Source organism: Lysobacter olei (assembly GCF_054777355.1).
On sequence record NZ_BAAHAT010000001.1, the window covers coordinates 182,670 to 206,644 of the forward strand.

The following is a 23,975-nucleotide window of genomic DNA, read 5'->3' on the forward strand; positions in this document are numbered from 1 at the left end:
CCAGCAGGAGCTGGGCGTTTTTGTACTTTCTTCGGGGAAAACCAACGATGTATCTGCAGTCTCGCCTGCTGGGCGCGGCCATTGCGTCCGTGCTCGCTGTTTCCGCGCCGGCCTTCGCCGGCAATGCCAACAACTCCTCCGCCGCCATCCGCGCCAAGGGTCTGATCGACGGCCCGGCCGCCGCCGCCGTCCAGCGCGCCGATGCCGACGACTTCTCCGCGCGCTACGTGTCCGTCGACCGTGACGGCACCGAGCACGTCCGCATGGACCGCACCTACCGTGGCCTGCCGGTCATCGGTGGCGACGTGGTCATCCACTCGCGCAACGGCCAGTTCAAGTCGGCCAGCATGAGCCTCAAGAGCAAGGGCCGACCCGGCATCACGCCGCAGCTGAGCGCCGACGAAGCCATCGTCGAAGCAGGCGTGGCCTTCGGCACCGGATTCAATGGCGTGCCGACCGCCAGCCTGGTGGTCTACGCCCGCGGCGCGCAGCCGGTGCTGGCGTATGAAGTCGTCATGTCCGGTACCCGCCGTGACCAGACGCCGACCGACATGCACTATTTCGTCGACGCCAAGACCGGTCGAATTCTGGACAAGTGGGATTCGGTTCACACGGCCAACGCGGCAGGCACTGGCAAGAGCATTTCCTACGGCGATGTCGCCATCACCACCAACTCGGTGACCGGCGGCTTCCAGATGGTGGACAACAGCCGCGGCGGCGGGTCGACCTGGGACGGGAAGAACAACAGCGACCGCATGGCGGCCCGCAAGGGCGTGCTGCTCAGCGACGCCGACAACGTGTGGGGCAACTACACCAACGCCGACCGCGCTTCGGCCGGCGCCGAAGCCCATTACGGCGTGGCCGTGACCTGGGATTACTACAAGACCGCGCATGGCCGTAACGGCATCTTCAACGATGGCAAGGGCGTGAAGAGCTACGTCCACGTCAACACCAACTACGTCAACGCCTTCTGGAACGGCAGCGCGATGTTCTACGGCGACGGCGACGGCGTGACCTACAAGCCGCTGACCGTGCTGGACGTGGCCGGCCATGAGATGTCGCACGGCGTGGCGCAGGCCACTTCGGGCCTGGTCTACTCGGGTGACGCTGGCGGTCTGAACGAAGCCAACTCGGACATCTTTGGCACGATGGTGGAGTTCTACGCCAACAACGCCAATGACCCGGGCGACTACCTGATCGGCGAGGAGATCTACATCTCCAACCCGGCAGGCACCAAGGCCCTGCGCTACATGTACGACCCGGCCAAGGACACGCGTTCGGTGGGCTGCTACTCCAGCAGCGTGGCGTCGATGGATCCGCACTACAGCTCGGGCGTGGGCAACCACTTCTTCTACCTGCTGGCGGAAGGCAGCGGCAGCAAGACCTTTGGTGGCGTGACCCACACGTCGCCGACCTGCAACGGCTCGACGGTGGCCGGCATTGGCCGCACCGCCGCCGCCGCCATCTGGTACCGCGCGCTGGACCTGTACTTCACCTCCAGCACGACCTACCCGCAGGCCCGCGCGGCCACGCTGAATGCTGCCAAGGACCTCTACGGCGCCGCTTCGACCGAGTACAACGCGGTCGCCTCGGCGTGGAGCGCCGTCAGCGTCAACTGAGTCTGGTCACCAGGCATGTCCTGGCCTGCCGGACACGGGAGCGGCCCGCGAATGCGGGCCGTTTCCTTTTGCGGTGACGCGCGCCACAGTCGGCGCAGCCGCTTCGCCCCACACGGTACGGGGGCACGTCTCCGTCGGGCTTGCGGCGCCCGAAACGACAACGGCCCGCTTGCGCGGGCCGTCGAGTGTCCTGCACGCGGCCTGGTGGCCGCTGGCGAGAACCTATCAGTGCTGGTGGCCGCCCGCGCCGTGCACGTGGCCGTGCTCGATTTCCTCGGCGCTGGCCTCGCGCACTTCGACGATCTCGATGGCGAAGTGCAGGTCCTTGCCGGCCATCGGGTGGTTCAGGTCCACGTCCACCACGCTCATGCCCACCTTCTGGATGGTCACGGCGCGCGGGCCGAAGTTGGTCGGCAGCACGGCCTGCATGCCCGGCACCAGCTTGGCGCCCTCGAAGTGCTTCTTCGGCACGCGCTGGATCATGCCCTCGCGGCGCTCGCCGTAGGCGTCGGCGGCGGCCACGTCCACTTCGAACTTGTCGCCGGCGGCCTTGCCTTCCATCGCCTTTTCCAGGCCCGGGATGATGTTGTTGTGACCGATCAGGATGGCCAGCGGGTCGCGGCCCTCGGAGGACTCCAGCGGCGCCTGGCCCTGCTCGGAAACGGAGTAATGGAACAGGACGACGCGGTCTTTCTCGATGTTCATGGCGGTCTTCGTGAAGGAGGCTGGGTGCCGGCAACCGGCAGGTGGACGCCGGGCGGGGCCGCATCTGCGGGCGCCGGGCGCTGGCCCGGGGTTGCCGGGTCCGTCGTGTCCGGCCAAGCTAGCGGCCGTGACGAAGGATGCGCATTATCCCGGCAACCCCGCCCCTGCGCCAGCGCGCGGGTCCAAGCCCCTTGCCGGAGCCAAGCGCGCCGGCAAGGCGGGCGCCGCTCGATGGCCCGTGCCGGAGACGGCCCGTGGGCTGACCCTCGTGTTCACGCTGGGTCTCGCCACGGTGCTGGCCGGCTGCGGCGGCCGCCGCGAAGCCGTCAGGCCCTCCGCCGCCGCCCCCGCATACCGGGAGTGGCCGGTGGTCGCGCCGGCGGACCCAGCCGCCGCCAATGCGGTGCTGATGCGCGCCATCAGCCTGGTGGGCACCCCTTACCGCTGGGGGGGCAACACCCCCGACACCGGCTTCGACTGCAGCGGCCTGGTCAATTACGTGTACCGCGACGTTCTCGCGCTCAGCCTGCCGCGCACCTCCCGGGCCCTGGCGGAATTCCAGGGCGACCGCATCAAGCCCGAGCGGCTGGCCCCCGGCGATCTGGTGTTCTTCGGCAACGGCGAGGGAGTCAACCACGTTGGCATTTATGTCGGCGAGGGACGCTTCGTCCATGCCCCCACGTCAGGCGGCACCGTTCGCCTGGACCACCTGGACGGCCACTACTGGCGGGACCACTACACCGGGGCCAAGCGGGTTTTGAACTGAAGCAATGCCCGGAAGTGGGACGCGGGGGTGATCCTTTAACAGAGATTTAACATTTTCTGAACCAAATGATCCCGGTTCACAGGCATCATCGCGGCGTGACGACCAAGTGATGACCGCGTGACGAATACCAAAGCTCGCCACGGCTGCCTCGCCGCCGCCAACCTGACCCGCGCCAAGCGCGGGTATCTCCGTATCCTGTGCTCGCTGGCACTGGCTGCCGCAGCCGTGCCGGCCCTCGCCCAGCAGGCGCCGGTCGCCGGCCCGATGTCGGCCGACTCGGCCGATGCCCCGGCCGTCCGCCCCGCCGCCACTGATACCCTGAGTTTTTCCGACCGCGCCCTGATGCTGGCCGGCGACCTCAACCGCCTGCTGGTGCCCGGTGCGGGCCTGGCCAGCCGCGCCCAAGCCGAATCCGCGCAACCCTCCACCGGCGTGAAGTCGGTGATGGCGCGTGCCCTGGCGCTGCTGGGCACGCCTTACCGCTGGGGCGGCACCACGCCGGATGCCGGTTTCGACTGCAGCGGCCTGGTGGGCTACGTGTTCCGCAACGCGCTGGGCATCGAGCTGCCGCGCGTCTCCCGCGACATGGCCAAGACCGGCCGCGCCATCTCTGACCGCGCCCAACTGGCCGCCGGCGACCTCGTGTTCTTCGGCCGCAAGGGCCGGGTGGACCACGTGGGCATCTACGTGGGCGAGGGTCGCTTCGTACATGCCCCGAGCAAGGGCAAGGACGTGACCGTTTCCAGCATGGAAACCGGCTACTGGAGCGGCAAGTTCATGGAAGCGCGTCGGGTGGATGGCATCTGAGTGAACCCCGCCGCCCGGGGAACCCCGGACGTGACATGAAAAGGCCGCCCCAGGGCGGCCTTTGTGTTTGCAGCGTACCCGTCGGGTGAGCATCGACCTATTGGCGGGCGGGCGTGACGACCGTCGGCACTGCGACATCCAGCAGCCCACCAGCACCTCGCATGCCGGGGCCGGCTGCGGTTGGGCCGGCCTATTCGGAGAACGCTTCGATCGTGGCCTCGATGCCCTTGCTGAGCTCCATCACCTTGAGCGCGTATTCGGCGAGGCGCTTGTCGTCGTCGCTGGACGGGGTCCACGCGGGGACGGGCGCGGGCTTGGCCTGCTGCTGGTCCATCGCCACGAACACGATGATGCAGTGGGTGCACAGCCGCTCTTCGCCACCCATGGGGTCGCGCGCCTTCACGTCCACAGCGAAGTGCATGCTGCTGGTGCCGGTGTAGACCAACTTGGTGTGCACCGTCACCAGGTCGCTGATATGGATGGGGGCGACGAACCGGATGCCGCCCACGGCAACGGTGACGCTGTAGCGGCCACTCCAGCCCACGGCAGCGGCGTAGCCGGCCTGGTCGATCCACTTCATCACCATGCCGCCGTGCACCTTGCCACCGTAGTTGACGTCGGTGGGTTCGGCGAGGAAACGCATGGTCAGTTCGCGCTGCTTGCCGCTCATGGGTACACGTCCGTCCTGGGGTCGCTCGACATCATAGGGCGCCCTCGCCACAGGAGCACGCCAGTCTGTCGCCAGGCACGAACGCGGCCGGCTCACCACCGCGCTGCGGGGTTCGATGTCCATTCCGTGACAAGCCGCCCTTGAGTTGCGGGCTTGCGCCGGCGGCGCCATGCTGGCGTTTCAATCAGGGAGGCAACGCAATGGGCCGGACGATTCTCGGCATGGTGGTGGGCGTCGTGGTGATGTTCGTGACCATCATGGGCATCGAGGCGTTGGGACACCTAGCCTACCCGCCGCCGCCCGGCCTGGACCCGATGAACCCGGAACACGAAGCCGCGTTCGCGCAATTCGTATCGGAGATGCCTTTCATGGCCAAGGCGATGCTGGCGCTGGCGTGGGTGGCCGGCGCGTTTGTCGGCGGGCTGGCGGCCGCAAGAGTCGCCCTTCACCAGAACGCGGCCGCGATCTTCGTCGCGCTGGTGGTGATGTCGGGCGTGGTGGGGATGATCCTCAAGGTGCCGCATCCCTCCTGGCTGGCGGCCGCCAGCCTGTTGCTGCCCATTCCGGCCGCGCTGCTGGCCGCGCGGCTGGTGCACCGGCGCAAGCTGCTGCCCAAGCTTTGATGCCCGACTGTCCGTAGTCCCCAAGAAAAAGCCGACCCGTCAGGGCCGGCTTTTTCTGTTGCACCGCTGCGCCGGGCGTACCGCCCGTGGACCGCGTTACTTGTCGCGACGCTCGAACTCGCCGTAGGCCTTGAGCTGGTCGGCCACCGCCTTGCCATCGCCGACCACGATGATCGACAAGTCCTGGGGCGTGTAGTACTTCTTCGACATCACCTGGACCTGAGCGGCGTCCACCGCGCGGATCTTCGGCACGTACTGGCCGAGGAACTCCGCCGGCAGCCCAGACAACCAGTTATTGGCCAGCGTGGACGCAACCGCGCGCTGCATCTGGTTGGTGATCAGGTAACCGCCCGCCACGTAGCGCTTGGTGTCCTCCAACTCGGTCGCCGGCACGGGCTCGCTGCCCATTCGTTCGAACTCGTGGAAGAACTCCTTGATGGCCGCACCGGTGACTTCGTTGCGCACGTCGGCACCGGCGTAGATGCGGCCGCCGGCCTTCCAGGCTCCCAGACCGGCCCGGGCGCCGTAGGTGTAGCCCTTGTCCTCACGCAGGTTCTGCATCACGCGGCTGCTGAAGCCGCCGCCGAGCACGATGCCCGCCAACTGTGCCGGGATGTAGTCCGCGTCGGTCGCCGGGATGGCCGGGCGGCCGAGCGCCAGCGAGGACTGCACGCTGCCGTCGCGCTGGATCAGCACGTGGGCAGGCTTGGCCTCGCGGCGTGCGGGTGCGACCTCGGCCGGCGCGGCACCGACGCCCTTCCAATCGCCGAACGCACGCTCGGCCAAGGCAAAGCCTTCGGCCGGCGTGACTTTGCCGGTAATCACCAGCAATGCGCGCTCAGGGCGGAAACGGCGGGCGTGCTCGCCGCGCAGCATGTCCACGTTGACCGCGGAGATGCCCGCCTCGGTGGGCTGTGCCCGCGCGTAAGGGTGATCGCCAAAGGTGGCGGCGAGCAGCGCGCGGGTGGACTTGAACGCCGGCTGCGCCTCGGCGGCCTTCAACGCCTGAAGGGCGTTGGCCTGGGCCAGCTTCACTTCCTTCTCCGGGAAGGAAGGCTGGCGTGCAACCTCGGCGAGGAGGCCGAGCATGCCTTCGCGGTGCGAGGACAGGGCGTTGCCGAACAGGGTGACGCCGTCGTTGCCGGCGCTGGCGCCCACGCTGCCGCCGTAGCCCTGCGCGGCCTCGGCAATGGCCTTGGAGTCACGCTGCGCGGTGCCCTCGGTCAGCAGGCCGGCGAGCATGTTCGCAAACGCCGGCGTGGTGGCGGCATCGGCGGCGAAGCCGGCGCCCTGTAGCGCCAGCACGTAGTCTACGCGGGGCAGGCCGTCGCGCGGCACCACCCACACGGTCATGCCGTTGGCCAGCGTCTTCTGCGCGATGTCCGCCACCGGCAGCACCCCGTCGGGCGCGTACGGCGGCAGGTCCTTCGGCAACTGGGCCTTGGGGCCGGCCACGGCGCCGCCGGCGAGCACGGTGGACACCGTGACGGCGACAAACAGCTTGGAGATCGCGGTGGCGATCGGGGTCTTGGCAATCGTCATGATCATCGCGCTCCTCAGTTCTTCTGCCCGGCGGCCGGCGCGGCCTGCAGCATGGCGGCAGGCTTGCGGTCGATGGTGGTGCGGTTGGCCGCGGTCAGGTAGGTCTTCGCCACGCGCTGGATATCGGCCGAGGTGACCTTCTCGATCCAGCCGGGGATCTGGTTGACCACGTTGGCATCACCCCACAGGGTCTGCAGCTTGGCCAGGGTGTCGGCACGATTGATGAAAGCCTCGTTGCCGTTGTACCAGTCAGCCAGCATGCGGGTCTTGACGCGCTTGAGTTCGGCATCGCTGACGCCGTCCTTGATGACGCGCGCGATTTCCTCGTCGAGCGCGGTGAGCAGCGCATCGGCATTGGAGTTGGGCTTGTACAGCGCGAAGGTGGTGAACAGGGTCGGGCCGTCGTAGGTCCACGGATCGGTGAGGCCGTACATCGCCTCGACGTTAAGCGCCAGCTCGCGGCCCTTGACCAGCCCCTGGTAGAAGCGCGAGGCATCACCGCCGGCCAGCACTTCGCCCAGCACCGCGAACGGCGCCTGGTCCTTGCTGCCACGGTCGGGGATCTTCCACGCAGTGGCAATGGCCGGCACCTGCGCCAGTGCATCGGACTGGGTGAGGCGCTTTTCCTGCGTGTTGAGGCCTTCGCGGAAGTCCGGTGCCTTGGGCGCGGGGCGCGCGGGGATGCCGCCGAAATACTTCTCCGCCAGCGCGAAGCCCTGTGCCGGGGTGACATCGCCAGCGAGCGCGATCACCGCGTTGTTGGGGCCGTAGTAGTCACGGTGGAACGCGGCTACGTCCTGCAGGCTGGCGTTCTCCAGGTCCTGGAAGCTGCCATAACCGTCGTGGTTGTTCTCCCACTTCTGGAAGGCGTGCTGCCCGATATCAATCCACATGAAGCCGCCGTAGGGCTGGTTCTTCACGTTGACGCGGATCTCTTCCTTCACCACGTCCTGCTGGTTCTTGAGCGTGGTCGGGTTGAAGTCGAGCGTCTTCATCCGGTCGGCTTCCAGCCACAGGATCGGCTCCAGCGCGGACACCGGCGCGACCTCGATGTAGTTGGTGAAGTCCGCGCGGGTGGAGCCGTTGTTGCGGCCGCCGCCACCGGTGATGACGCGGTCGAACACGCCCTCGCCCGCGTTGGGAGTGCCTTCGAACATCAGATGCTCGAACAGGTGCGCGAAGCCGGTGCGATTGCGCGGCTCCAGCCGCATGCCGACGTGATAGACCACGCTCACGCCCACGGTGGGCGAGCTGTGATCCTCGGACACGATCACGGTCAGGCCGTTATCGAGCTTCTTGACGGCCACCGGCACGCTCCAGCGATCGGCATCCTGGGCGGCGTTCGCGTTGAACGTGACCGCCGATGCCATCACCAGACCCGCCAGCAGCACCGAAATGGGGCGCTTGCGCATGGACACTCCTTCTTCCAGGGAAAGCACGCACTCTAGCCCATCTGCGCACCGCGGGACTGGCCCGAAAGGCATGCGGGTGGCGCTGGTGGCCGCTGGCGGAATCACCGACACTGTCGCCCCCACCCACCCGCTCTGGCCATGTCCGCACTCCGCCCTGCCCTGCTCGCCAGCCTGCTGCTTGCCACCACCCCTGCCGCCTCAGCGGCCGAAGCGGCGCTGCCGCAGTTGGAGGCGTACCGGGTACGCGAGGCGTGGCGGCAACCGGTCGCGCCGTTCAAGATCGCCGACCGCACCTGGTACATCGGTACGGCCGGGTTGAGTGCGCTGCTGGTGGTGGGGGATGCGGGTGCCGTGCTGATCGATGGCGGCATGCCACAGGCGGCTGACATGCTGCTGCGCAACCTGCGCACGGCGGGCCTGGCGGACGGCGCGCTCAAGTGGATCGTGCACAGCCACGCGCATGCCGATCACTCCGGCCCCCTGGCCGCCGTGCAGCGCGCGACCGGGGCCCGCGTGGCCACCAACGCCGAATCGGCCGTGTTGCTGGCACGTGGTGGTTCGGACGATCTGCACTTTGGGGACGCCATCCAATTTCCGCCCGTGAAGACCGACCGGCTGCTGCTCGACGGCGAGGCCATCGACCTCGGCAGCGTGCGATTGACCGCGCACTTCACCCCCGGCCACACACCCGGCAGCCTGAGCTGGACGTGGACGGACACCCGCGGCGGCAAGCCCGTGCGCATCGCCTACGTCGACAGCCTCAGTGCGCCGGGTTACAACCTCATCGACCACGCTCGCTACCCGCGCATCGTCGACGACTACCGCGCCACCTACGCGAAGGTGCGCTCCTTACCGTGCGACGTGCTGATCACCCCACACGCCGACGCCAGTGGCTGGGCGCCCGGCACTGCCACGCCGCACGCGACGCCGATGACGTGCCACGCCTATGCGGACAACGCCGAGCGCACGCTGGACACCCAGCTCATCGACCAACGCAAGGCCCAGCCCTGATGCCCTACACCCCCATCGTCGCCACCCTCGGCTACGTGCTCTCGCCCGACGGCCGCGAAGTGCTGCTGGTGCATCGCAATGCCCGACCCGGGGACCAGCACCTGGGCAAGTACAACGGCCTGGGCGGCAAGCTGGAGCCGGACGAGGACGTGGTGGCCGGCATGCGCCGCGAGATCCACGAGGAAGCCGGCATCGACTGCACCGCGATGACCCTGCGCGGCACCATCAGCTGGCCGGGCTTCGGCAAGCACGGCGAGGACTGGCTGGGCTTCGTGTTCCTGATCACCGGCTTCACCGGCACGCCGCCGGCCAGCAATGCCGAGGGCACGCTGGAATGGGTGCCACTGGAGCGCATCCATGACCTGCCCATGTGGGAAGGCGACCGCAACTTCCTGCCGCTGGTGTTCGACGCCGACCCGCGCGCCTTCCACGGCGTGATGCCCTACCGCGACGGGCGGATGGTGTCGTGGAGCTACTCGAGGATCTGAGGCCTCAGGCCGAGTCGCGGCCCGGCTCCTCGCCTTCCTGCAGGCCCACGTTGCTGGAGGCGGCGTTGTAGACCTCCTGGTCGAGCAGGCCGGTCTCCTTGGCGACCAGCACCGGCACCAGGATCTGCCCGGTCACGTTGGTCATGGTGCGCATCATGTCGAGCACGCGGTCGATGGCGTACAGGTAACCGATGGTCTCCAGCGGCAACCCGGCCGCGGACAGCACCACGGTGGCCATGATGACCGCGGTGCCCGGCACGCCCGCGGTGCCGAAGCTGCCCAGCACCGAGGCCAGCGCGATGATCAGGTACTGGGACAACGACAGTTCGATGCCGGCGTATTGCGAGATGAACACCGCCGCCAGCGCCGGATAGATCGCACCGCAACCGTCCATCTTGATGGTCGCGCCCAACGGCACGGCGAACGCGGCATAGTCCTTGTCCACGCCCAGGTTGTGGGTGGCGCTGCGCAGCGACACCGGCAGCGCGGCGAAGCTGCTGGACGCCACGAACGCGACCTGCATGCCCGGCGCGGCGCCGCGGAAGAATTTCAACGGATTCAGCCCGTGCGCCAGCAGCAGGCCGCCGTACACCACCACGATGTGGAAGGCGCAGGCCGCGTACAGGGCGAGCACGAAGCTCAGCAGCGGTCGCAGTTGCTCGAAGCCGTAGCTGCCCACCAGCGCCGCGATGAGGCCAAAGGTGCCGAAGGGGGTGAACTCCAGCACGTAGCGGGTCACCTGGATCATCACGTCGCTGGCTTCGCCCACCAGCTTGCGCACGCCGGCCACCTTTTCGCCCAACTTCACCATCGCGAAGCCGACCAGGGCCGCGAAGAAGATCACCTGCAGCACGGTGCCGCTGCGCGGGACCAGCACCTTGGTGCCGTCCTCCAGCTTCGCCGTCGCCGCGCCTGACAAGGCCTGGAACGGATTGGAGGGCACCAGGTTGAGCAGCATGTCCAGCGCGCCGGGGACGTCCTTGGGCTTGTAGTCGGAAGCGACCTGCAGCACGCCGACGCCACTGCCGGGCTGGATCAGCCATCCGAACACCAGGCCCACGGCCACCGCCAGCACCGCGGTCATGGCGAACCACGCAAAGGTGCGTCCGGCCAGCGCGGCAATCGACTTCTGCCCGCTCAGCGACGCCACGGCGTTGATCACCGCGAAGAACACCAGCGGTACCGCGATCATCATGATCAGGGTGACGTAAAGGTCACCGATGGGACCGAACCACGTCTCGGCTGACGGTCCCGCGGCCCAGCCCGCCAGCGCGCCCAGCACGAAGCCCGCCACGACGCGCTGCCAGAACGGGATGCGGAACCACGCGTTGATGAGGGACATGGGCGTTCCTTCAGGGACAGCGTTGAACGATAACCGAGCGGCCGCCGGGGCGCGACGGCGCGGGTGCAACACTCGGTGGTCCGATTCGAAACAAAGCGGGGGCATAATCGTCGGATTCCATTCGCTCCTGTATCGAACGTCCGCATGCCCTCGCCGTCCGCGCTTCACCGCGCCCTGTTGTTGTCGCCCCTTCTGCTGTCCAGCGCCTGCGCCACCCTGGCGCCGCCGTCCTCCGTGATGCCCCCGGTTGCCAATGGGCCTGCAGGCGCCCGTTCGGGCGCCGTCCACACCGTCGAAGTTCCGGACATCCGCCACCCCGAAGGCGAGACGCCGGACTGGTGGTACCGCGACGGTGCCGCGCAGGCCGCGGAACGCGGCGCGATGGGGGGCCGGGCGAAGAACGTGATCCTGTTCGTGGGCGACGGCATGAGCCTGACCACCGTGGCGGCCGCCCGCATCTTCGAAGGCCAGCGGCAGGGCCATCCGGGCGAGGAAAACCGATTGGGCTGGGAGCGCTTTCCGTATACGGCGCTGAGCAAGACCTACAACACCAATTCGCAGACGCCAGACTCGTCGGGCACGATGTCGGCGATGGCGACCGGGGTGAAGACCCGGTTGGGCGTGCTCAACGTGGGCCAGCAAGTGCCGCGTGGCGACTGCGGCGCGGCCCTGGAGGCGCCGATGCTGACGCTGTGGGAAGCCGCCGCTGCTCAGGGGCTGGCGACCGGCGTGGTGACCACCACGCGCGTCACCCATGCCACGCCGGCCGCCACCTTCAGCCATTCGGCCGACCGCAACTGGGAAAACGACACCGAACTGCCCGAGGCCGCGACGGCCGCGGGCTGCATCGATATTGCCCGGCAGTTGGTCGCGCCCTACCTCGGCGCCGGCCCGGACGTGCTGATGGGAGGCGGCCGAGGCCAGTTCATGCCGGCCAGCCAGCGTGACCCGGAGTACGACGACAAAGTGGGCCTGCGCCTGGACGGGCGCGACCTGATCGCCGAGTGGAAGCAGCGCAATCCCCGCGGTCACTATGTCTGGAACGCGCGACAGTTGCAGCAGGCACCCGCCGATGCGCCGTTGCTGGCCCTGTTCGAACCCGACCACATGCAATACGAGCACGAGCGCAAGGCCGACGGCGCCGGCGAGCCCTCGTTGGCTGAGATGACGCGCGCGGCCATCACGCGCCTGCGCCAGAACCGCAATGGGTATGTGCTGCTGGTCGAAGGCGGCCGCATCGACCATGCGCACCACAAGGGCAATGCGCACCGGGCGCTGGTCGACACCATTGCCCTCAGCGATGCGGTCAAGGCCGCGGACGCGATGACCTCCGACGAGGACACGCTGATCCTGGTCACGGCCGACCACGCGCACACGTTGAGCTTCGTCGGCTATCCGACGCGCGGCAATCCGATGCTGGGCAAGGTACGCGGCACCAGCGGCGAGGAAGGCAATCCGGGGGAACTGGCGCGCGACGCCCTAGGATTGCCCTACACCACGCTCACCTATGCCAATGGACCTGGATACGTGGGCGCCACGTCGCAATCGCCGGAGGGGCCGAAGTCATTCGCGCACACCACCAGCGGTTACCAGGCCGCCACGCAGGGCCGTCCCAACCTGAGCGAAGTGGACACCGAGCACCCCGATTACCTGCAGGAATCGATCGTCCCGCTTTCCGCCGAATCGCACGGCGGTGACGACGTGGGTATCTGGGCGCGCGGCCCCGGGAGTGAGGCCGTGCGCGGCAGCGTGGAGCAGAACGCGATCTACCACTTCATGCTGCAGGCCCTGCCCACGTTGCGTGCGGCGCAATGTGCGCAAGGTCACTGCAACAGCGACGGGGTACCGGTGAGCCGGCCGCCCTTCGTCCAGGCGGCGAAGCACTGATGCGACGGCCGCCCCGTCCACCGGCAAGGAGGACGGGGCGCAGCGTGACTGCTCAGAACGGCTTGGCCAGCACCAGGTACACTACGGCCACCAGCAGTACCAGCGGGATCTCATTGAGCCAGCGCAGCGCCTTCGACGAGGGAAGCGCCTTGCCGGCGTCGGCACCCTTCAGCCAGCGCCCCGCCACGACGTAATAGGCGAACATCAGCGCCACCAGCAGCAGCTTGGCATGCAGCCAGCCGCTGCCGGACACCACCATCGTCGGCAAACTGGGGAACACGCGGTAGCCCAGCCACAGCACCAGTCCCAGCACGAAGGCCACGCCGAACATGTGGTGGCCGAAGCGATACAGCCGGCGTCCCATCAACACCAGCCTCGCCCTCACCGCCGCGTCGTCACCGACCTCGGCCAGGTTGACCAGGATGCGCGGCAGATAGAAGACGGTGGCCATCCAGGCCATCACGAACACGAGGTGGGCGGTCTTGAGCCAGAGGTAGGCATGCATGCGGAACGTTCCGGGCGTGGATTCGACGCGATAGGATCGCATGCATGACCAAACAGTACGACGCCGAATATTTCGAACGCTGGTACCGCGATCCTGCGCTGAAGGCGCAGGCCATTGGCGGCACCGCACGCCTGGCACGCAAGGTCGCGCTGGCAGTCGCAACGGCCGAGTACCACCTCGAACGCCCGCTCCGTACCGTGCTAGACATTGGCTGCGGCGAAGGTGCGTGGCTCGCACCGCTGCGCAAACTGCGCCCGCGCGTGCAGTACCTTGGCTTCGACAGCAGCGAATACGCGATCGGCCGCTTCGGCGCGCGGCGCAACCTGCACCGGGCGAGCTTCAGCGATTTCGAGCACCTGCGCCCGTGCGCGCCCGTCGACCTGCTGGTGTGCAGCGACGTGCTGCATTACCTGGATACCCGGGAACTCGACCGCGGCCTGCCGGCACTGGCCGAGTTGTGTGGCGGCGTGGCGTTCCTGGAAACCTTCGCCCGCGAGGACGGCATCGAGGGCGACACCCACGGCTTCAAGCGCCGGCCTGCCCGCTTCTACCGCGAGCGGCTGGCCTCGGTGGGGCTGGTGTCGCTCGGGTCACACCTGTGGCTCTCCCCCGCGTTGCGCGATGGCGCGGCCGCACTGGAACTGCCCCCCACTGGCTGACCGCCATCGCGGTTCCGTGCGGCCGGTCGCAGTTAGGGGCCGCGAGCGCCGGCCACCAGGCCCACGGTGCGTCGGGTGCGGCCCGTTAACGTTTCCGCCACGCCAATCCGCTACGCTGCACTGCAGCATGATCCGTTTAACAGGGGCGGACCGGATGTTCCTTTACCAGCTTCACGAACTTGGCCGCGCCTGGATGGCGCCGATGACCTACTGGGCCGATGCCGGCTCGAAGATGTTCTCGGCACCGGGCAGCTGGCTGTCCACCGTGCCCGGCGCGACGCGCGTCGCCGCCGGCTACGAACTGCTGTACCGCGTCGGCAAGGACTACGAGAAGCCGGAGTTCGGCATCCACAGCATCGAGATCGACGGCGCGTCGTACCCGGTGGTGGAGAAGGAGATCATCCGCAAGCCGTTCTGCCGGCTGCTGCGCTTCAAGCGCTACACCGACGACGCGGGCAACCTGACGGAACTGAAGGACGACCCGTCGGTGCTGGTAGTGGCGCCGCTGTCGGGACACCACTCGACCCTGCTGCGCGACACGGTGAAGACGCTGCTGCGCGACCACAAGGTGTACATCACCGACTGGGTGGACGCGCGCATGGTGCCGACCGCGGAAGGTCCGTTCCACCTGGACGATTACATCGCCTACGTGCAGGAATTCATCCGCCACATCGGCGCCGACAAGGTGCACGTGATCAGCGTGTGCCAGCCCACCGTACCGGTGCTGGCCGCGGTGTCGCTGATGGCCTCGCGCGGTGAAGCGACGCCGCGCTCGCTGGTGATGATGGGCGGCCCGATCGACACGCGCGAAAGCCCCACCCAGGTCAATGACCTGGCGGCGCAGAAGCCGATGTGGTGGTTCGAGTCGCACCTGGTGCACCCGGTGCCGTCCAACTATCCGGGCGCGGGCCGCCGCGTGTATCCGGGCTTCCTGCAGCACAGCGGCTTCGTGGCGATGAACCCGGAGCGGCATTTCGAATCGCACTGGGACTTCTACCAGAACCTGGTCAAGGGTGACCTCGACGACGCCGATGCGCACCGCCGCTTCTACGATGAGTACAACGCCGTGCTCGACATGCCGGGCGAGTACTACCTGGACACGGTGCGCATCGTGTTCCAGGAACACCTGCTGCCGCGCGGCCTGTGGGACGTGCGCGGCGAACGCGTGAAGCCCGGCGACATCAAGGGCACCGCGCTGCTGACCATTGAAGGCGAACTGGACGATATCTCCGGCCAGGGCCAGACCCGCGCGGCGCACAAGCTGTGCACGGGCATCCCCGAGCAGGACCAGCACCACCTGACCGTGCAGGGCGCCGGGCACTACGGCATCTTCAGCGGCCGGCGCTGGCGCACGGAGGTGTATCCGAAGGTGCGTGACTTCATTGCCGAGTACGCGAAGTAGGCGCCAGCGGGCCGCGCCGCGCTTTGGAGAACGCGAAAGGCCCGGCTTCATGCCGGGCCTTTTTGCATTGGGGGGTTGCCCACGGGTGGGACCCGTTGGGCCCCGAGGCATGAGCCACTCAGTTGTACTGCGCCGACCTCACCAGCAGGTGCTTGGCCAGCATGCCGTGCAGGCGACCGATGCCGCGTGCGACGTGCAGGGTGATGAAGAGCAGCAGCACGCCCCCGAGCAGCATCAGCGGCAGCATCCACGCTTCGGCCGACGTGCCCCAGACATTGCCGTCCCAGCCCACCACCTGCCAGCCGGCGTAGTCGACGTGGGCGGTCATCAGTCCGGTCCACGCCCCGATCGGCGCGGCGATGAAGGCCAGCGACATCGCCAGCAGCGTCACTACGATCGTGAAGTAGCCGACACCCAGCGGCAGCATCGCCACGAAGTACAGCAGCGTGCCCCAGGTGCGCGGGTCGGTGAACAGTTCGGTGATGCGCTGCTGCCAGGGCTTGCCGCGGTTGGCGTACAGCGGACGACGCGGCATGCGCTGCCCCAGCATCACTTCGATGAGGCGGCCTTCCACCAGTGACAGCACCCGCACCGAGCCCAGGAACAGCAACAGCATCGGAATGCCGATGATCAGCACCAGCATGCCCAGCGACAGCGACGCACCGGTCACGACCCAGGTGAAGTAGAAGATGCCGGTGGCCAGCGACAACAGCATGTAGAACAGTGCGGCGTACGCGCGCGGGTCGACCACGACGCCGAAGAAGCGGCCCAGCAGCGAGCGCCTAGGCGCGGCCACCGGCGTGCGCAGTGCGGCCTGCACCTTGACCTCGGTGTCACGGTAGATGTCCGCCACTTCGTCCGGCGCGCCGTAGCTGCCGGCCACCGCGGCGATCACATCAGCCTCGCTCTTGCCGGGGTTCTCGGCCAGTTCCGAGCGCAGGTATTCCTCCGCGTCGTACAGCGCGTCCTGCACCAGCGCCGGGTCGGCGCCGGCCAGCGCCACGCGGAGCCGATCCAGGTACTCGGGAATGGTGGTGGGCAGGCCACCGGGAAAGGTGCTGGAGGCGTTCATTGCGGCATCCCCTTGAGAACGGAATCGACGGAATCGCGGGTCGCGCGCCACGCGGCGGCCCAGTCACGCAGCGCCTGGCGGCCTGCGTCGGTGAGACGGTAGTAACGCCGTGGCGGGCCCGCCACGGACGGTTCGACATGGCTGCCCAGCAACCCGGCCCCTTCCAGGTTGCGCAGCACCGGGTACAGCGCGCTCTGCTTGCCGGTCAGCACGCCGCCGCCGTCGCGTTCCAGGCGTTTGGCGATCTGGTAGCCGTACATCGGCTCACCGGCTTCGGCCAGCACCGCCAGCAGTGCGAGCGACACCGTGCCGGTGCTCAGCTCCTTCTGGAACTTCCTGAGTTGGGCGTCGAGGTCGGTCATGGCGGGGTCCACTAGCTTGAAGTGGATACTAGTACCAACTTCGATATAGCGCCCCTGTCATTAGTCATCCGGGTCGAAGGTCATGGCTGCGGCGCCTGGCCTCGTCGGCGGGTGGGGGCGCGTCTACACTCGGGCCATTCCACCCACCGTCCGCCAAGGAACGACTGATGCGCCTGACGCCGTCCGTACAGCCCGCGCCAACCCACCCTATCTCCTCGCAAGGGCGCTCCCGCGCGCCCCGGGCTGGGTCCACGGCCGCCCTGCCCGCGCCGGTCTTTGCCCGGCTCGCCCTGTGCGCGCTGCTGGCCTGCGCCGTCGTGCCGCAGTCGTGGGCTGCCACCCCACCGGCCAGGGCGCGCAGCACGCAGGAGATCCTGGACGCGAGCAAGGCGTCTGACTGGCGCACGCTGGACCCGGCGCGCACGCTGTACCTGGAGCTGGCCAGCGGCCGCGTGATCATCGAGCTCGCCCCGGACTTCGCCCCGGCGCACGTGGCCAACATCACCACGCTGGCGCACGAGGGCTACTGGAACGGGCTGGCGATCATCCGCTCACAGGACAACTTCGTCGTGCAGTGGGGTGACCCCAACGCTGAGGACGAAGCGAAGAAGAAGCCGCTGGGCGGCGCGAAGGCCAAACTGCCCGCCGAGTTCGAGCGCCCGGCCAAGGGACTGGCATTCCGCGCCCTGCCCGACGTGGACGGCTGGGCGCCGCAGGCCGGCTTTGCCGAAGGCTTCCCGGCCGGTCGTGACCCCAAGGCCGACCGCGCTTGGCTGGCGCACTGCTACGGCGCGGTAGGCGCCGGTCGCAACAACGCCGAGGACTCCAGCACCGGCGCCGAGCTGTATGTGGTCACGGGCCAGTCGCCCCGTCAGCTGGACCGCAACATCACCGTCGTCGGCCGCGTGGTACAGGGCATGGAACTGCTGTCGGTGTTGCCGCGCGGCACCGGCCCACTGGGCTTCTACGAGAAGCCGGAACAGTACGCTCGCATCCGCGCCATCCGCCTGGCGCAGGACGTGCCGGCCGCCGAGCGCACGCCGCTGGAGGTGCTGCGCACCGACACTGCGCTGTTTGACGAGCTGGTGGAAGCGCGCCGCAACCGTCGCGATGACTTCTACAAGCGCCCGGCGGGCCACATCAACGTGTGCAACGTGTTGCTGCCCACGCGCACGCCCAAGGCCGACTGACGCGCGTGATGCGCGGCGCGACCAAAGCCGCATCGCGCCGGCGTCGGGGGCTGCCTACCATCGACGCCGACGCGACCGCACACTGAACCGATGCGCCTGGCCTTCTTCGCCGACCTGCATGCCAACCGCGAGGCCTTCGAGGCCTGCCTGAAGCGGCTGCGCAAGATCGGGTTCGACCGCGCCGTCGTGCTGGGTGACCTGGTGGGCTATGGCGCCGACCCGGCATGGACGGTGGACACCGTGCAACGGCTGGTCGATGACGGGGGCGTGGCGGTGCTGGGCAACCACGACGAAGCCGCGGTGCGCGGCGGCACCGAGCACATGCACCCGCAGGCGCGCGCGGCGATCGAGTGGACGCACGGCCAGCTCGACGCCACGCAGCTCGCCTTCCTCGCCAGCCTGCCGCTGACGGTGGAGGACGAGGACCGCCTGTACGTGCACGCCAACGCCTGGGCACCGGGCAACTGGGGCTACATCACCGGCGCGCGCGCGGCCACGCAGAGCCTGGCGGCCACCCGCCAGCGCATCACTTTCTGTGGCCACATGCACGAGCCCGCGCTGTACCACACGCGTCCCGGCGGGCTCGATGCCGGCCAGTTCACCCCACGCAGCGACTTCCCCATTCCGCTGGCGTCCACGTTGCGCTGGCTGGCCATCCCTGGCTCCGTGGGCCAGCCGCGCGACGGCAACCCTGCCGCGTGCTGCGGCTGGATGGACACGGACCGCAACACCCTGACCTGTCTGCGCGTGGCCTACGACCATGAAGCCGCGAGCGCGCACATCCTGCGCGCCGGACTGCCCGCGTCGTTCGCGGCGCGCTTGATGGAAGGCCGCTGACGATGCCCATACGCGTGCACGCAGGCATGCAGATCGGTGGCTTCGAGCTGCTGGGCCCGCTGCACGAAGGCGGCATGGCCACACTGTGGCGCGTGCGCCATCCCGAGCACGCGGACGAACTGCTGATGAAGCTGCCGCGCATCGGTTACGGCGAGGCCGCGACGCACATCGTCGGCTTCGAAGTGGAGCGGATGATCCTGCCGGCGCTCGCGGGCACGCACGCGCCGCGCTTCATCGCCAGCGGCGACTTCGAGGACCAGCCGTGGCTGGTGATGGAACACCTGCACGGCGAGACGCTGCGCCCGCTGCTGGAGCACGCGCCGCTGTCCCCCGCGCAGGTCGCTGAACTGGGCGCGGCGGCGGCGACCGCCATCCACGCCATCCACCGCCAGCAGGTGGTGCACCTGGACATCAAGCCCAGCAACCTGCTGCGCAAGGCCGACGGCACCATCGCCCTGATTGACTTCGGCCTGTCGCACCACGAGCAATTGCCTGATCTGCTGGCCGAACAGTTCAACATCCCCATCGGCACCGCGCCGTACATCGCGCCGGAACAGGTGCTGGGGGTGCGCAACGACCTTCGCAGCGATCTGTTCGCGCTGGGCGTGACCCTTTACCACCTGGCCACCGGCGAGCGCCCGTTCGGCAATCCGACCAGCCCTGCGGGCCTGCGTCGACGCCTGTACCAGGACCCGGTACCGCCACGCGCGATCCGCAAGGACATCCCCCGCTGGTTGCAGGAAGTGATCCTGCGCTGCCTCGAGGTGGACCCCGACCAGCGCTACGCCACCGCGGCACAGGTCGCGCACGCCCTGCAGCATCCGGACCAGGTGCCGCTGACCGAACGCGCCGAACGCGAGCAGCGCGACAGCCGTTGGACCCGCCTCAGGCGCTGGTGGCACAGCAAAGGCCATGAGCACGACCCGCGCACCCGCACCGCCCAACATCTGGACGAGGCGCCGTTGCTGATGGTGGCAGTGGACCTCAAGCAGGAGGATGCTGGGCTTACTGCCTCACTGCAGGCGACGGTGCAGCGGGTGCTTTCCACGTTCCCTCACGCACGCCTGGCCTGCGTCACCGTCATGCGCACGCCGCGCATCGGCCTGGACAGCAACATCGACGCCGAGGGCCGCAATCGCCACGTCAAACGCCTGCTGGCGCTACGCCACTGGGCGCGCCCACTGAAGCTGGGCGATCGCCCGCTCACGGTGCATGTGCTGGAGCATAGCGACCCGGCCGAAGCGCTGATCGAATTCGCGCGCAACAATCGCGTGGACCACCTGGTGATGGGCGCACGCGGCATCACCGGCGTGCGCCGACTGCTGGGCAGCGTGTCGGCGCGCGTGGTGGCCGAGGCGACGTGCACCGTGACAGTGGTGCGCGCGCCCCAGCCGGACGAAACGTCCCCGGCTTAGAACTTCATCCAGAGGCGGGCGAAGTAGCTGGTGCCGTTGAGGCCGAACTGCACGCTCTCGTAGATGTGCCCGTTGTCGGTCTCGTTCGGATCCTGCTTGGTCGGGAAGACGTCGAAGACGTTGGCCGCGCCCACCGTGAACTTCGCCTTGTCGCTGAAGTTGTAGGTCAGGCTGACATCGGCTGAGGTCTTCGGGTCGTAGTCCTGGTACAGGCCGTCACCCGTCCACGTGCCCAGGGTCTGCTTGCCGAAGTGGATCACCTTCAGGCTCGGCGCCCACTTGCCCCAGGTGTAGTCGAAGCCGGCGACGGCCTTCAGGCGCGGCGCGGCACCTTCGATGAACAGACGCTCGCGTTCACTCAGGAGCGTGTCCTCGCGCCCGGCCAGTTCCGGCGGCGTGTGCACCTGGGTGATCTCGGTCTTGCCGTAGTTCAGGCCCAGGAAGCTGGCCAGCTTGCCTTCGCCCAGCGCCATGTCGTGCGACACGGTCAGGTCCACGCCGGTGGTGCGGGTGTCCACCGAGTTGAAGAAGAACCGCGCCAGGCCCACGCCCAGGTCGTCCAGGGCCGCGCCGATGTTGGGATCGGTGTTGTCGAATTCACCGCTGAGGACCACGCGGTCGTCGATCTCGATGCGGTAGGCGTCCAGCGTCACCGACACGTTGTCACGCGGCGTCCAGGTCAGCCCCAGCGTGGCACTGGTGGACTGTTCTTCCACCAGGTTGGGAATGCCCGCGGCCTGGGCCAGTTCGCTGTCATTCGGCGCGATGACGATGTCGACCGGCTGGCCTTCGATGAAGTCGGTGATGGTCGACGAGAAGTACTTCTGCTGCAGCGACGGCGCGCGGAAGCCGGTGCTGACCGAGCCGCGCAGCAACAGGCTGTCGCCGGCCCGGAAGGCCGCCGCCAGCTTGCCGTTGAGGGTCGAGCCGAAGTCGCTGTAATCCTCGTAGCGCGCCGCGATGGCGGTCATCAGCCGGTCGGTGAGGTCCAATTCGACATCCGCATACAGTGCCGTGCTGTCACGCCCGTGATCGGTCACGTCACCCGGCTGGAAGCCCGGGAAGCCCTGGCTGCCAGCGTTGCCGCCCGTGCCGACGCCATCGGCGTCGATGTACGAACCCGCCTCGCCCGCGCGGATGCGATACCGCTCTTCGCGCGCCTCGGCGCCGAACGCCACGTTCATGCCGTTGAGCACGCCATCGAAATAGCGCGCCACATCGAAGTTCGCGGTGTTCTGCTCGAACGAGAAACCACCGGCGTCAAACGCGCTCGGGCTGATGCCACGGCCGCCATTCAACAGGTCCAGGTTGGCGATGGACGCGTTGAGGGTGTTGCGGATGGTGTAGTTGAACTCGTTGTAGCCGTGCGTGTACGACAGGTCCCAGTGCCACAGGCCGGCGTCGCCGCGCAGGCCGATGATGCCGTAGCGATCGTCCAGCACGCCGTCGATGAACGGCACGAAGCCATCGGGATACATCGCGGCCGAGTTGCGCGACGGAATGTCGTCGCTGCCCACGCCGCCACGTGCCCAGGCGGCCGACGAGGCGTCACGGTTCTGCATGCCCGCGGTGAAGTACACCTCGGCGACTTTGCCCAGCGGCAAGTCGCCGTTGAGGAAGACGGTGCGGTTTTCCACCTTCGAATCGCCGATGGTGCGCAGCGGGTTGAAATCGGTGGCGCGGTTGGAACGGTCGCGGTCCTGCCATTCGCCGGTCACCGACAGGCCACCGCCCATCGCGAAGCCGACGCCGCAGTAGGCCGAAGCCAGCCAGTTCTCGCCATCGCCGCGCGAATACTGGCCCCAGCCCAGCACGGACTCACAGCCCTTGCTGCGCTTGAGCGCGATGTTCATGACGCCGGCAATGGCGTCCGAGCCGTACTGCGCCGCCGCGCCGTCGCGCAGGATCTCGATCCGGTCGATGGCCAGCAGCGGGATGGAATTGAGGTCGGTGCCGGTGTTGCCGCGGTCACGCGCGCCGTAGATGTTGACCAGCGACACGGTGTGGTGACGCTTGCCGTTAACCAGCACCAGGGTCTGGTCGGAACCCAGGCCACGCAGCGCGGCGCCGTCGATCAGGTCGGCGCCGTCGGCACCGGTCTGGCGGGTGGAATTGAATGAGGGTGCGGTGTACTGCAGCGTCTGCGCCAGGTCGAAATGCGCGCCCTTCTCCGTGGCGTCGGCCATGGGCAGCACGTCCACCGGCACGGGCGACGTGGTGTCAGAGGTGCGATCGATGCGGCGCGAGCCGATGGTCCGCACAGTCTCCATCTGGGTCACCGGTTCGTCCGGCGTAGCACTGGGTGCGGCCTCCTGGGCCAGGGCGGCGGTGGTCAGCGGCAGTGAAAGCGCGAGCGCGACGGCTCGGCACAGCGTGGTGCGACGTGCAGTGGAAAGCATTGGCAATGTCCCCGAAAGTGGATGGAACCCCCCGTTACACCCCCAATCTAGCCGGCCGGGGCGGGGATCGTCCATGCCCCCATAGAAGGGGGGACAGCGCATTGAACGGCCTCGGTCCGCATGGATGCGGCGGACGCCTTGGTGCCCTCGATCCCGACCACGATCTGGATCGAGATTCGCATTCGCATTCGCGTTCCGATCCGGGGCGCGGGATCACTCACCGATCTTGCGCAGGCGCCCCAGGACTTCGTGCTGGAACAGGCACATGCGCAACACGTCGTGGTAGCGCCCGTCGCTGAAGAACTCGTCGACGAGCACGCCTTCGCGGCGGAATCCGGCTTCTTCGTAGATGCGGATGGCACGCGCGTTGTCGACGTCCACCAGCAGGTAGAGCTTGTAGAGGTTGAGCATGCGGAAGGCGTAACTGATCGCCAGCCGGGTCGCCGCCCGAGCGTAGCCGCGGCCCTGTTGCTCCGGCGAGACCATGATCAAAAATTCCGCGCGACGGTGCAGGTGGTCGATCTCGACCAGCTCGACCAGACCCACCCGCTCGCCGGCGGCGTCCTGGATGATGAAGCGGCGTTCGGACTGGTCGTGGATGTGCTTGCGGTACAACTCTTCCAGCTCGACGAACGACTCGTAGGGCTCCTCGAACCAATAGCCCATCACGCTGCGGTTGTTGTTGAGCACGTGCACGAAGTGCAGGTCGCCCCGCTCAAGCGGGCGCAGGGTCACCGTAGGCGAAATCCTTTCCATCCGGACACCCTACACCTGCCCGGCGATGACAGGGTGACGCGCAGCCCACCCCCAACGATCCAGCGGCCGCCTTCGCCGGCGATGGTCGGATGGCCGGCCACACACCCCCGCCCCGTCCATACCATCACACGGCCTTAGCCAACGGCTGCCTAGTCTGAACTCCACCCCACGCCCCCCAAAGGTTCCCATGCCCCTGCTCCGCATGCGCGTCACCGGCAGCGAGGACGACGTCCGCGCCATCGGCAATCTGCTCACCAGCCTGGACGGCATCGAGCACGTCGAGGAAGTCGGTGACCTGATGGCACATATGGACGACTTCGATTCCAGCTCGGCCGGGCTCAGCGATGTCAGCGGCCCCGACGTGCACGAAATCGAGATCGACGCACCCAACCCCTCCACCGCGCACAAGGTGCGCGAAGCGGTGGAAGCCTTGGCGTTCGAGCTCGACGTGCTGGTGGAATTCGAGGAAGAGGACGAATAGCCCCAACCTCTGGCGCATGCGGCGC

Annotated in this window: 23 protein-coding genes; 13 read left to right on the top strand and 10 right to left on the bottom strand. The window is 68.0% G+C overall.

The window, feature by feature from the left end; genetic code table 11:
• The first annotated feature begins 53 nt into the window (after positions 1-53).
• On the top strand, positions 54-1,619 hold the full coding sequence (locus ACYVBS_RS00930) for a M4 family metallopeptidase (protein WP_460821598.1): 1,566 nt from the start codon (positions 54-56) through the stop codon (positions 1,617-1,619).
• Between the two features lie 225 nt (positions 1,620-1,844).
• Here the strand turns inward: ACYVBS_RS00930 and ACYVBS_RS00935 are convergent, their stop codons facing one another.
• On the bottom strand, positions 1,845-2,324 hold the full coding sequence (locus ACYVBS_RS00935; protein WP_460821209.1) for an FKBP-type peptidyl-prolyl cis-trans isomerase: 480 nt from the start codon (positions 2,322-2,324) through the stop codon (positions 1,845-1,847).
• A gap of 238 nt (positions 2,325-2,562) precedes the next feature.
• Between ACYVBS_RS00935 and ACYVBS_RS00940 the strand changes: the two genes are divergently transcribed.
• Both ACYVBS_RS00940 and ACYVBS_RS00945 read left to right on the top strand, forming a co-directional pair.
• A complete protein-coding gene (locus ACYVBS_RS00940; RefSeq protein ID WP_460821210.1) occupies positions 2,563-3,090 on the top strand; it encodes a C40 family peptidase in 528 nt (175 codons plus the stop codon).
• A gap of 162 nt (positions 3,091-3,252) precedes the next feature.
• Positions 3,253-3,897, top strand: coding sequence for a C40 family peptidase (locus ACYVBS_RS00945; RefSeq protein ID WP_460821600.1), 645 nt, complete (start codon positions 3,253-3,255; stop codon positions 3,895-3,897).
• A 190-nt stretch (positions 3,898-4,087) separates the two neighbouring features.
• On the opposite strand, the gene ACYVBS_RS00950 is transcribed toward ACYVBS_RS00945, so the two are convergent.
• Entirely contained in the window at positions 4,088-4,567 is a 480-nt protein-coding gene (locus ACYVBS_RS00950) for an acyl-CoA thioesterase (protein WP_460821211.1), read from the bottom strand.
• A gap of 200 nt (positions 4,568-4,767) precedes the next feature.
• Between ACYVBS_RS00950 and ACYVBS_RS00955 the strand changes: the two genes are divergently transcribed.
• A complete protein-coding gene (locus ACYVBS_RS00955) occupies positions 4,768-5,190 on the top strand; it encodes a hypothetical protein (protein ID WP_460821212.1) in 423 nt (140 codons plus the stop codon).
• A 96-nt stretch (positions 5,191-5,286) separates the two neighbouring features.
• On the opposite strand, the gene ACYVBS_RS00960 is transcribed toward ACYVBS_RS00955, so the two are convergent.
• The gene (locus ACYVBS_RS00960; RefSeq protein WP_460821213.1) at positions 5,287-6,732 is read right to left on the bottom strand and encodes a M16 family metallopeptidase; all 1,446 of its coding nucleotides are present in this window, start codon (positions 6,730-6,732) and stop codon (positions 5,287-5,289) included.
• 14 nt (positions 6,733-6,746) lie between these two features.
• Positions 6,747-8,144 (bottom strand): M16 family metallopeptidase, encoded by a 1,398-nt coding sequence (locus tag ACYVBS_RS00965; RefSeq protein WP_460821214.1) that lies wholly within the window; start codon positions 8,142-8,144, stop codon positions 6,747-6,749.
• 138 nt (positions 8,145-8,282) lie between these two features.
• Between ACYVBS_RS00965 and bla the strand changes: the two genes are divergently transcribed.
• Positions 8,283-9,155 carry a subclass B3 metallo-beta-lactamase gene (gene bla, locus ACYVBS_RS00970; protein WP_460821216.1) on the top strand — a complete coding sequence of 291 codons (873 nt, stop codon included), beginning with the start codon at positions 8,283-8,285 and terminating at the stop codon, positions 9,153-9,155.
• On the top strand, positions 9,155-9,643 hold the full coding sequence (locus ACYVBS_RS00975) for an NUDIX hydrolase (protein WP_460821217.1): 489 nt from the start codon (positions 9,155-9,157) through the stop codon (positions 9,641-9,643). Before bla ends, ACYVBS_RS00975 begins: the two co-directional genes overlap by 1 nt.
• A gap of 4 nt (positions 9,644-9,647) precedes the next feature.
• On the opposite strand, the gene ACYVBS_RS00980 is transcribed toward ACYVBS_RS00975, so the two are convergent.
• A complete protein-coding gene (locus tag ACYVBS_RS00980) occupies positions 9,648-10,985 on the bottom strand; it encodes a dicarboxylate/amino acid:cation symporter (RefSeq protein WP_460821218.1) in 1,338 nt (445 codons plus the stop codon).
• Between the two features lie 237 nt (positions 10,986-11,222).
• Between ACYVBS_RS00980 and ACYVBS_RS00985 the strand changes: the two genes are divergently transcribed.
• Positions 11,223-12,872, top strand: coding sequence for an alkaline phosphatase (locus ACYVBS_RS00985; protein ID WP_460821601.1), 1,650 nt, complete (start codon positions 11,223-11,225; stop codon positions 12,870-12,872).
• Positions 12,873-12,924: 52 nt separating this feature from the next.
• Here ACYVBS_RS00985 and ACYVBS_RS00990 read toward each other — a convergent pair whose 3' ends face one another.
• On the bottom strand, positions 12,925-13,377 hold the full coding sequence (locus ACYVBS_RS00990; RefSeq protein ID WP_460821219.1) for a CopD family protein: 453 nt from the start codon (positions 13,375-13,377) through the stop codon (positions 12,925-12,927).
• Positions 13,378-13,421: 44 nt separating this feature from the next.
• Here ACYVBS_RS00990 and ACYVBS_RS00995 point away from each other — a divergent pair, with 44 nt between their 5' ends.
• Together ACYVBS_RS00995 and ACYVBS_RS01000 are read left to right on the top strand one after the other, a co-directional pair.
• Complete coding sequence (locus tag ACYVBS_RS00995) at positions 13,422-14,036, top strand: class I SAM-dependent methyltransferase (RefSeq protein ID WP_460821220.1); 615 nt, start codon at positions 13,422-13,424, stop codon at positions 14,034-14,036.
• A 127-nt stretch (positions 14,037-14,163) separates the two neighbouring features.
• Positions 14,164-15,438: a polyhydroxyalkanoate depolymerase gene (locus tag ACYVBS_RS01000; RefSeq protein WP_460821221.1), complete on the top strand. Its 1,275-nt coding sequence runs from the start codon at positions 14,164-14,166 to the stop codon at positions 15,436-15,438.
• 118 nt (positions 15,439-15,556) lie between these two features.
• Here ACYVBS_RS01000 and ACYVBS_RS01005 read toward each other — a convergent pair whose 3' ends face one another.
• Both ACYVBS_RS01005 and ACYVBS_RS01010 read right to left on the bottom strand, forming a co-directional pair.
• Entirely contained in the window at positions 15,557-16,510 is a 954-nt protein-coding gene (locus ACYVBS_RS01005) for a sensor domain-containing protein (RefSeq protein WP_460821222.1), read from the bottom strand.
• Complete coding sequence (locus ACYVBS_RS01010; protein ID WP_460821223.1) at positions 16,507-16,872, bottom strand: PadR family transcriptional regulator; 366 nt, start codon at positions 16,870-16,872, stop codon at positions 16,507-16,509. Before ACYVBS_RS01010 ends, ACYVBS_RS01005 begins: the two co-directional genes overlap by 4 nt.
• A 173-nt stretch (positions 16,873-17,045) precedes the next feature.
• Here ACYVBS_RS01010 and ACYVBS_RS01015 point away from each other — a divergent pair, with 173 nt between their 5' ends.
• The 3 genes from ACYVBS_RS01015 (at position 17,046) to ACYVBS_RS01025 (ending at position 20,314) form a co-directional block, all read left to right on the top strand.
• A complete protein-coding gene (locus ACYVBS_RS01015) occupies positions 17,046-18,062 on the top strand; it encodes a peptidylprolyl isomerase (protein ID WP_460821602.1) in 1,017 nt (338 codons plus the stop codon).
• A gap of 90 nt (positions 18,063-18,152) precedes the next feature.
• Complete coding sequence (locus tag ACYVBS_RS01020) at positions 18,153-18,899, top strand: metallophosphoesterase family protein (RefSeq protein ID WP_460821225.1); 747 nt, start codon at positions 18,153-18,155, stop codon at positions 18,897-18,899.
• 2 nt (positions 18,900-18,901) lie between these two features.
• Complete coding sequence (locus ACYVBS_RS01025; protein WP_460821226.1) at positions 18,902-20,314, top strand: serine/threonine protein kinase; 1,413 nt, start codon at positions 18,902-18,904, stop codon at positions 20,312-20,314.
• On the opposite strand, the gene ACYVBS_RS01030 is transcribed toward ACYVBS_RS01025, so the two are convergent.
• Positions 20,311-22,713 carry a TonB-dependent receptor plug domain-containing protein gene (locus ACYVBS_RS01030; protein ID WP_460821228.1) on the bottom strand — a complete coding sequence of 801 codons (2,403 nt, stop codon included), beginning with the start codon at positions 22,711-22,713 and terminating at the stop codon, positions 20,311-20,313. The two genes, ACYVBS_RS01025 and ACYVBS_RS01030, sit on opposite strands and share 4 nt — an antisense overlap.
• Before the next feature lie 213 nt (positions 22,714-22,926).
• On the bottom strand, positions 22,927-23,448 hold the full coding sequence (gene speG / locus ACYVBS_RS01035) for a spermidine N1-acetyltransferase (RefSeq protein ID WP_460821230.1): 522 nt from the start codon (positions 23,446-23,448) through the stop codon (positions 22,927-22,929).
• A gap of 208 nt (positions 23,449-23,656) precedes the next feature.
• On the opposite strand from speG, the gene ACYVBS_RS01040 reads away from it, so the two are divergent.
• Positions 23,657-23,950, top strand: a complete 294-nt coding sequence (locus ACYVBS_RS01040; RefSeq protein ID WP_460821231.1) for a hypothetical protein — start codon at positions 23,657-23,659, stop codon at positions 23,948-23,950.
• The last annotated feature ends 25 nt before the right edge of the window (positions 23,951-23,975 follow it).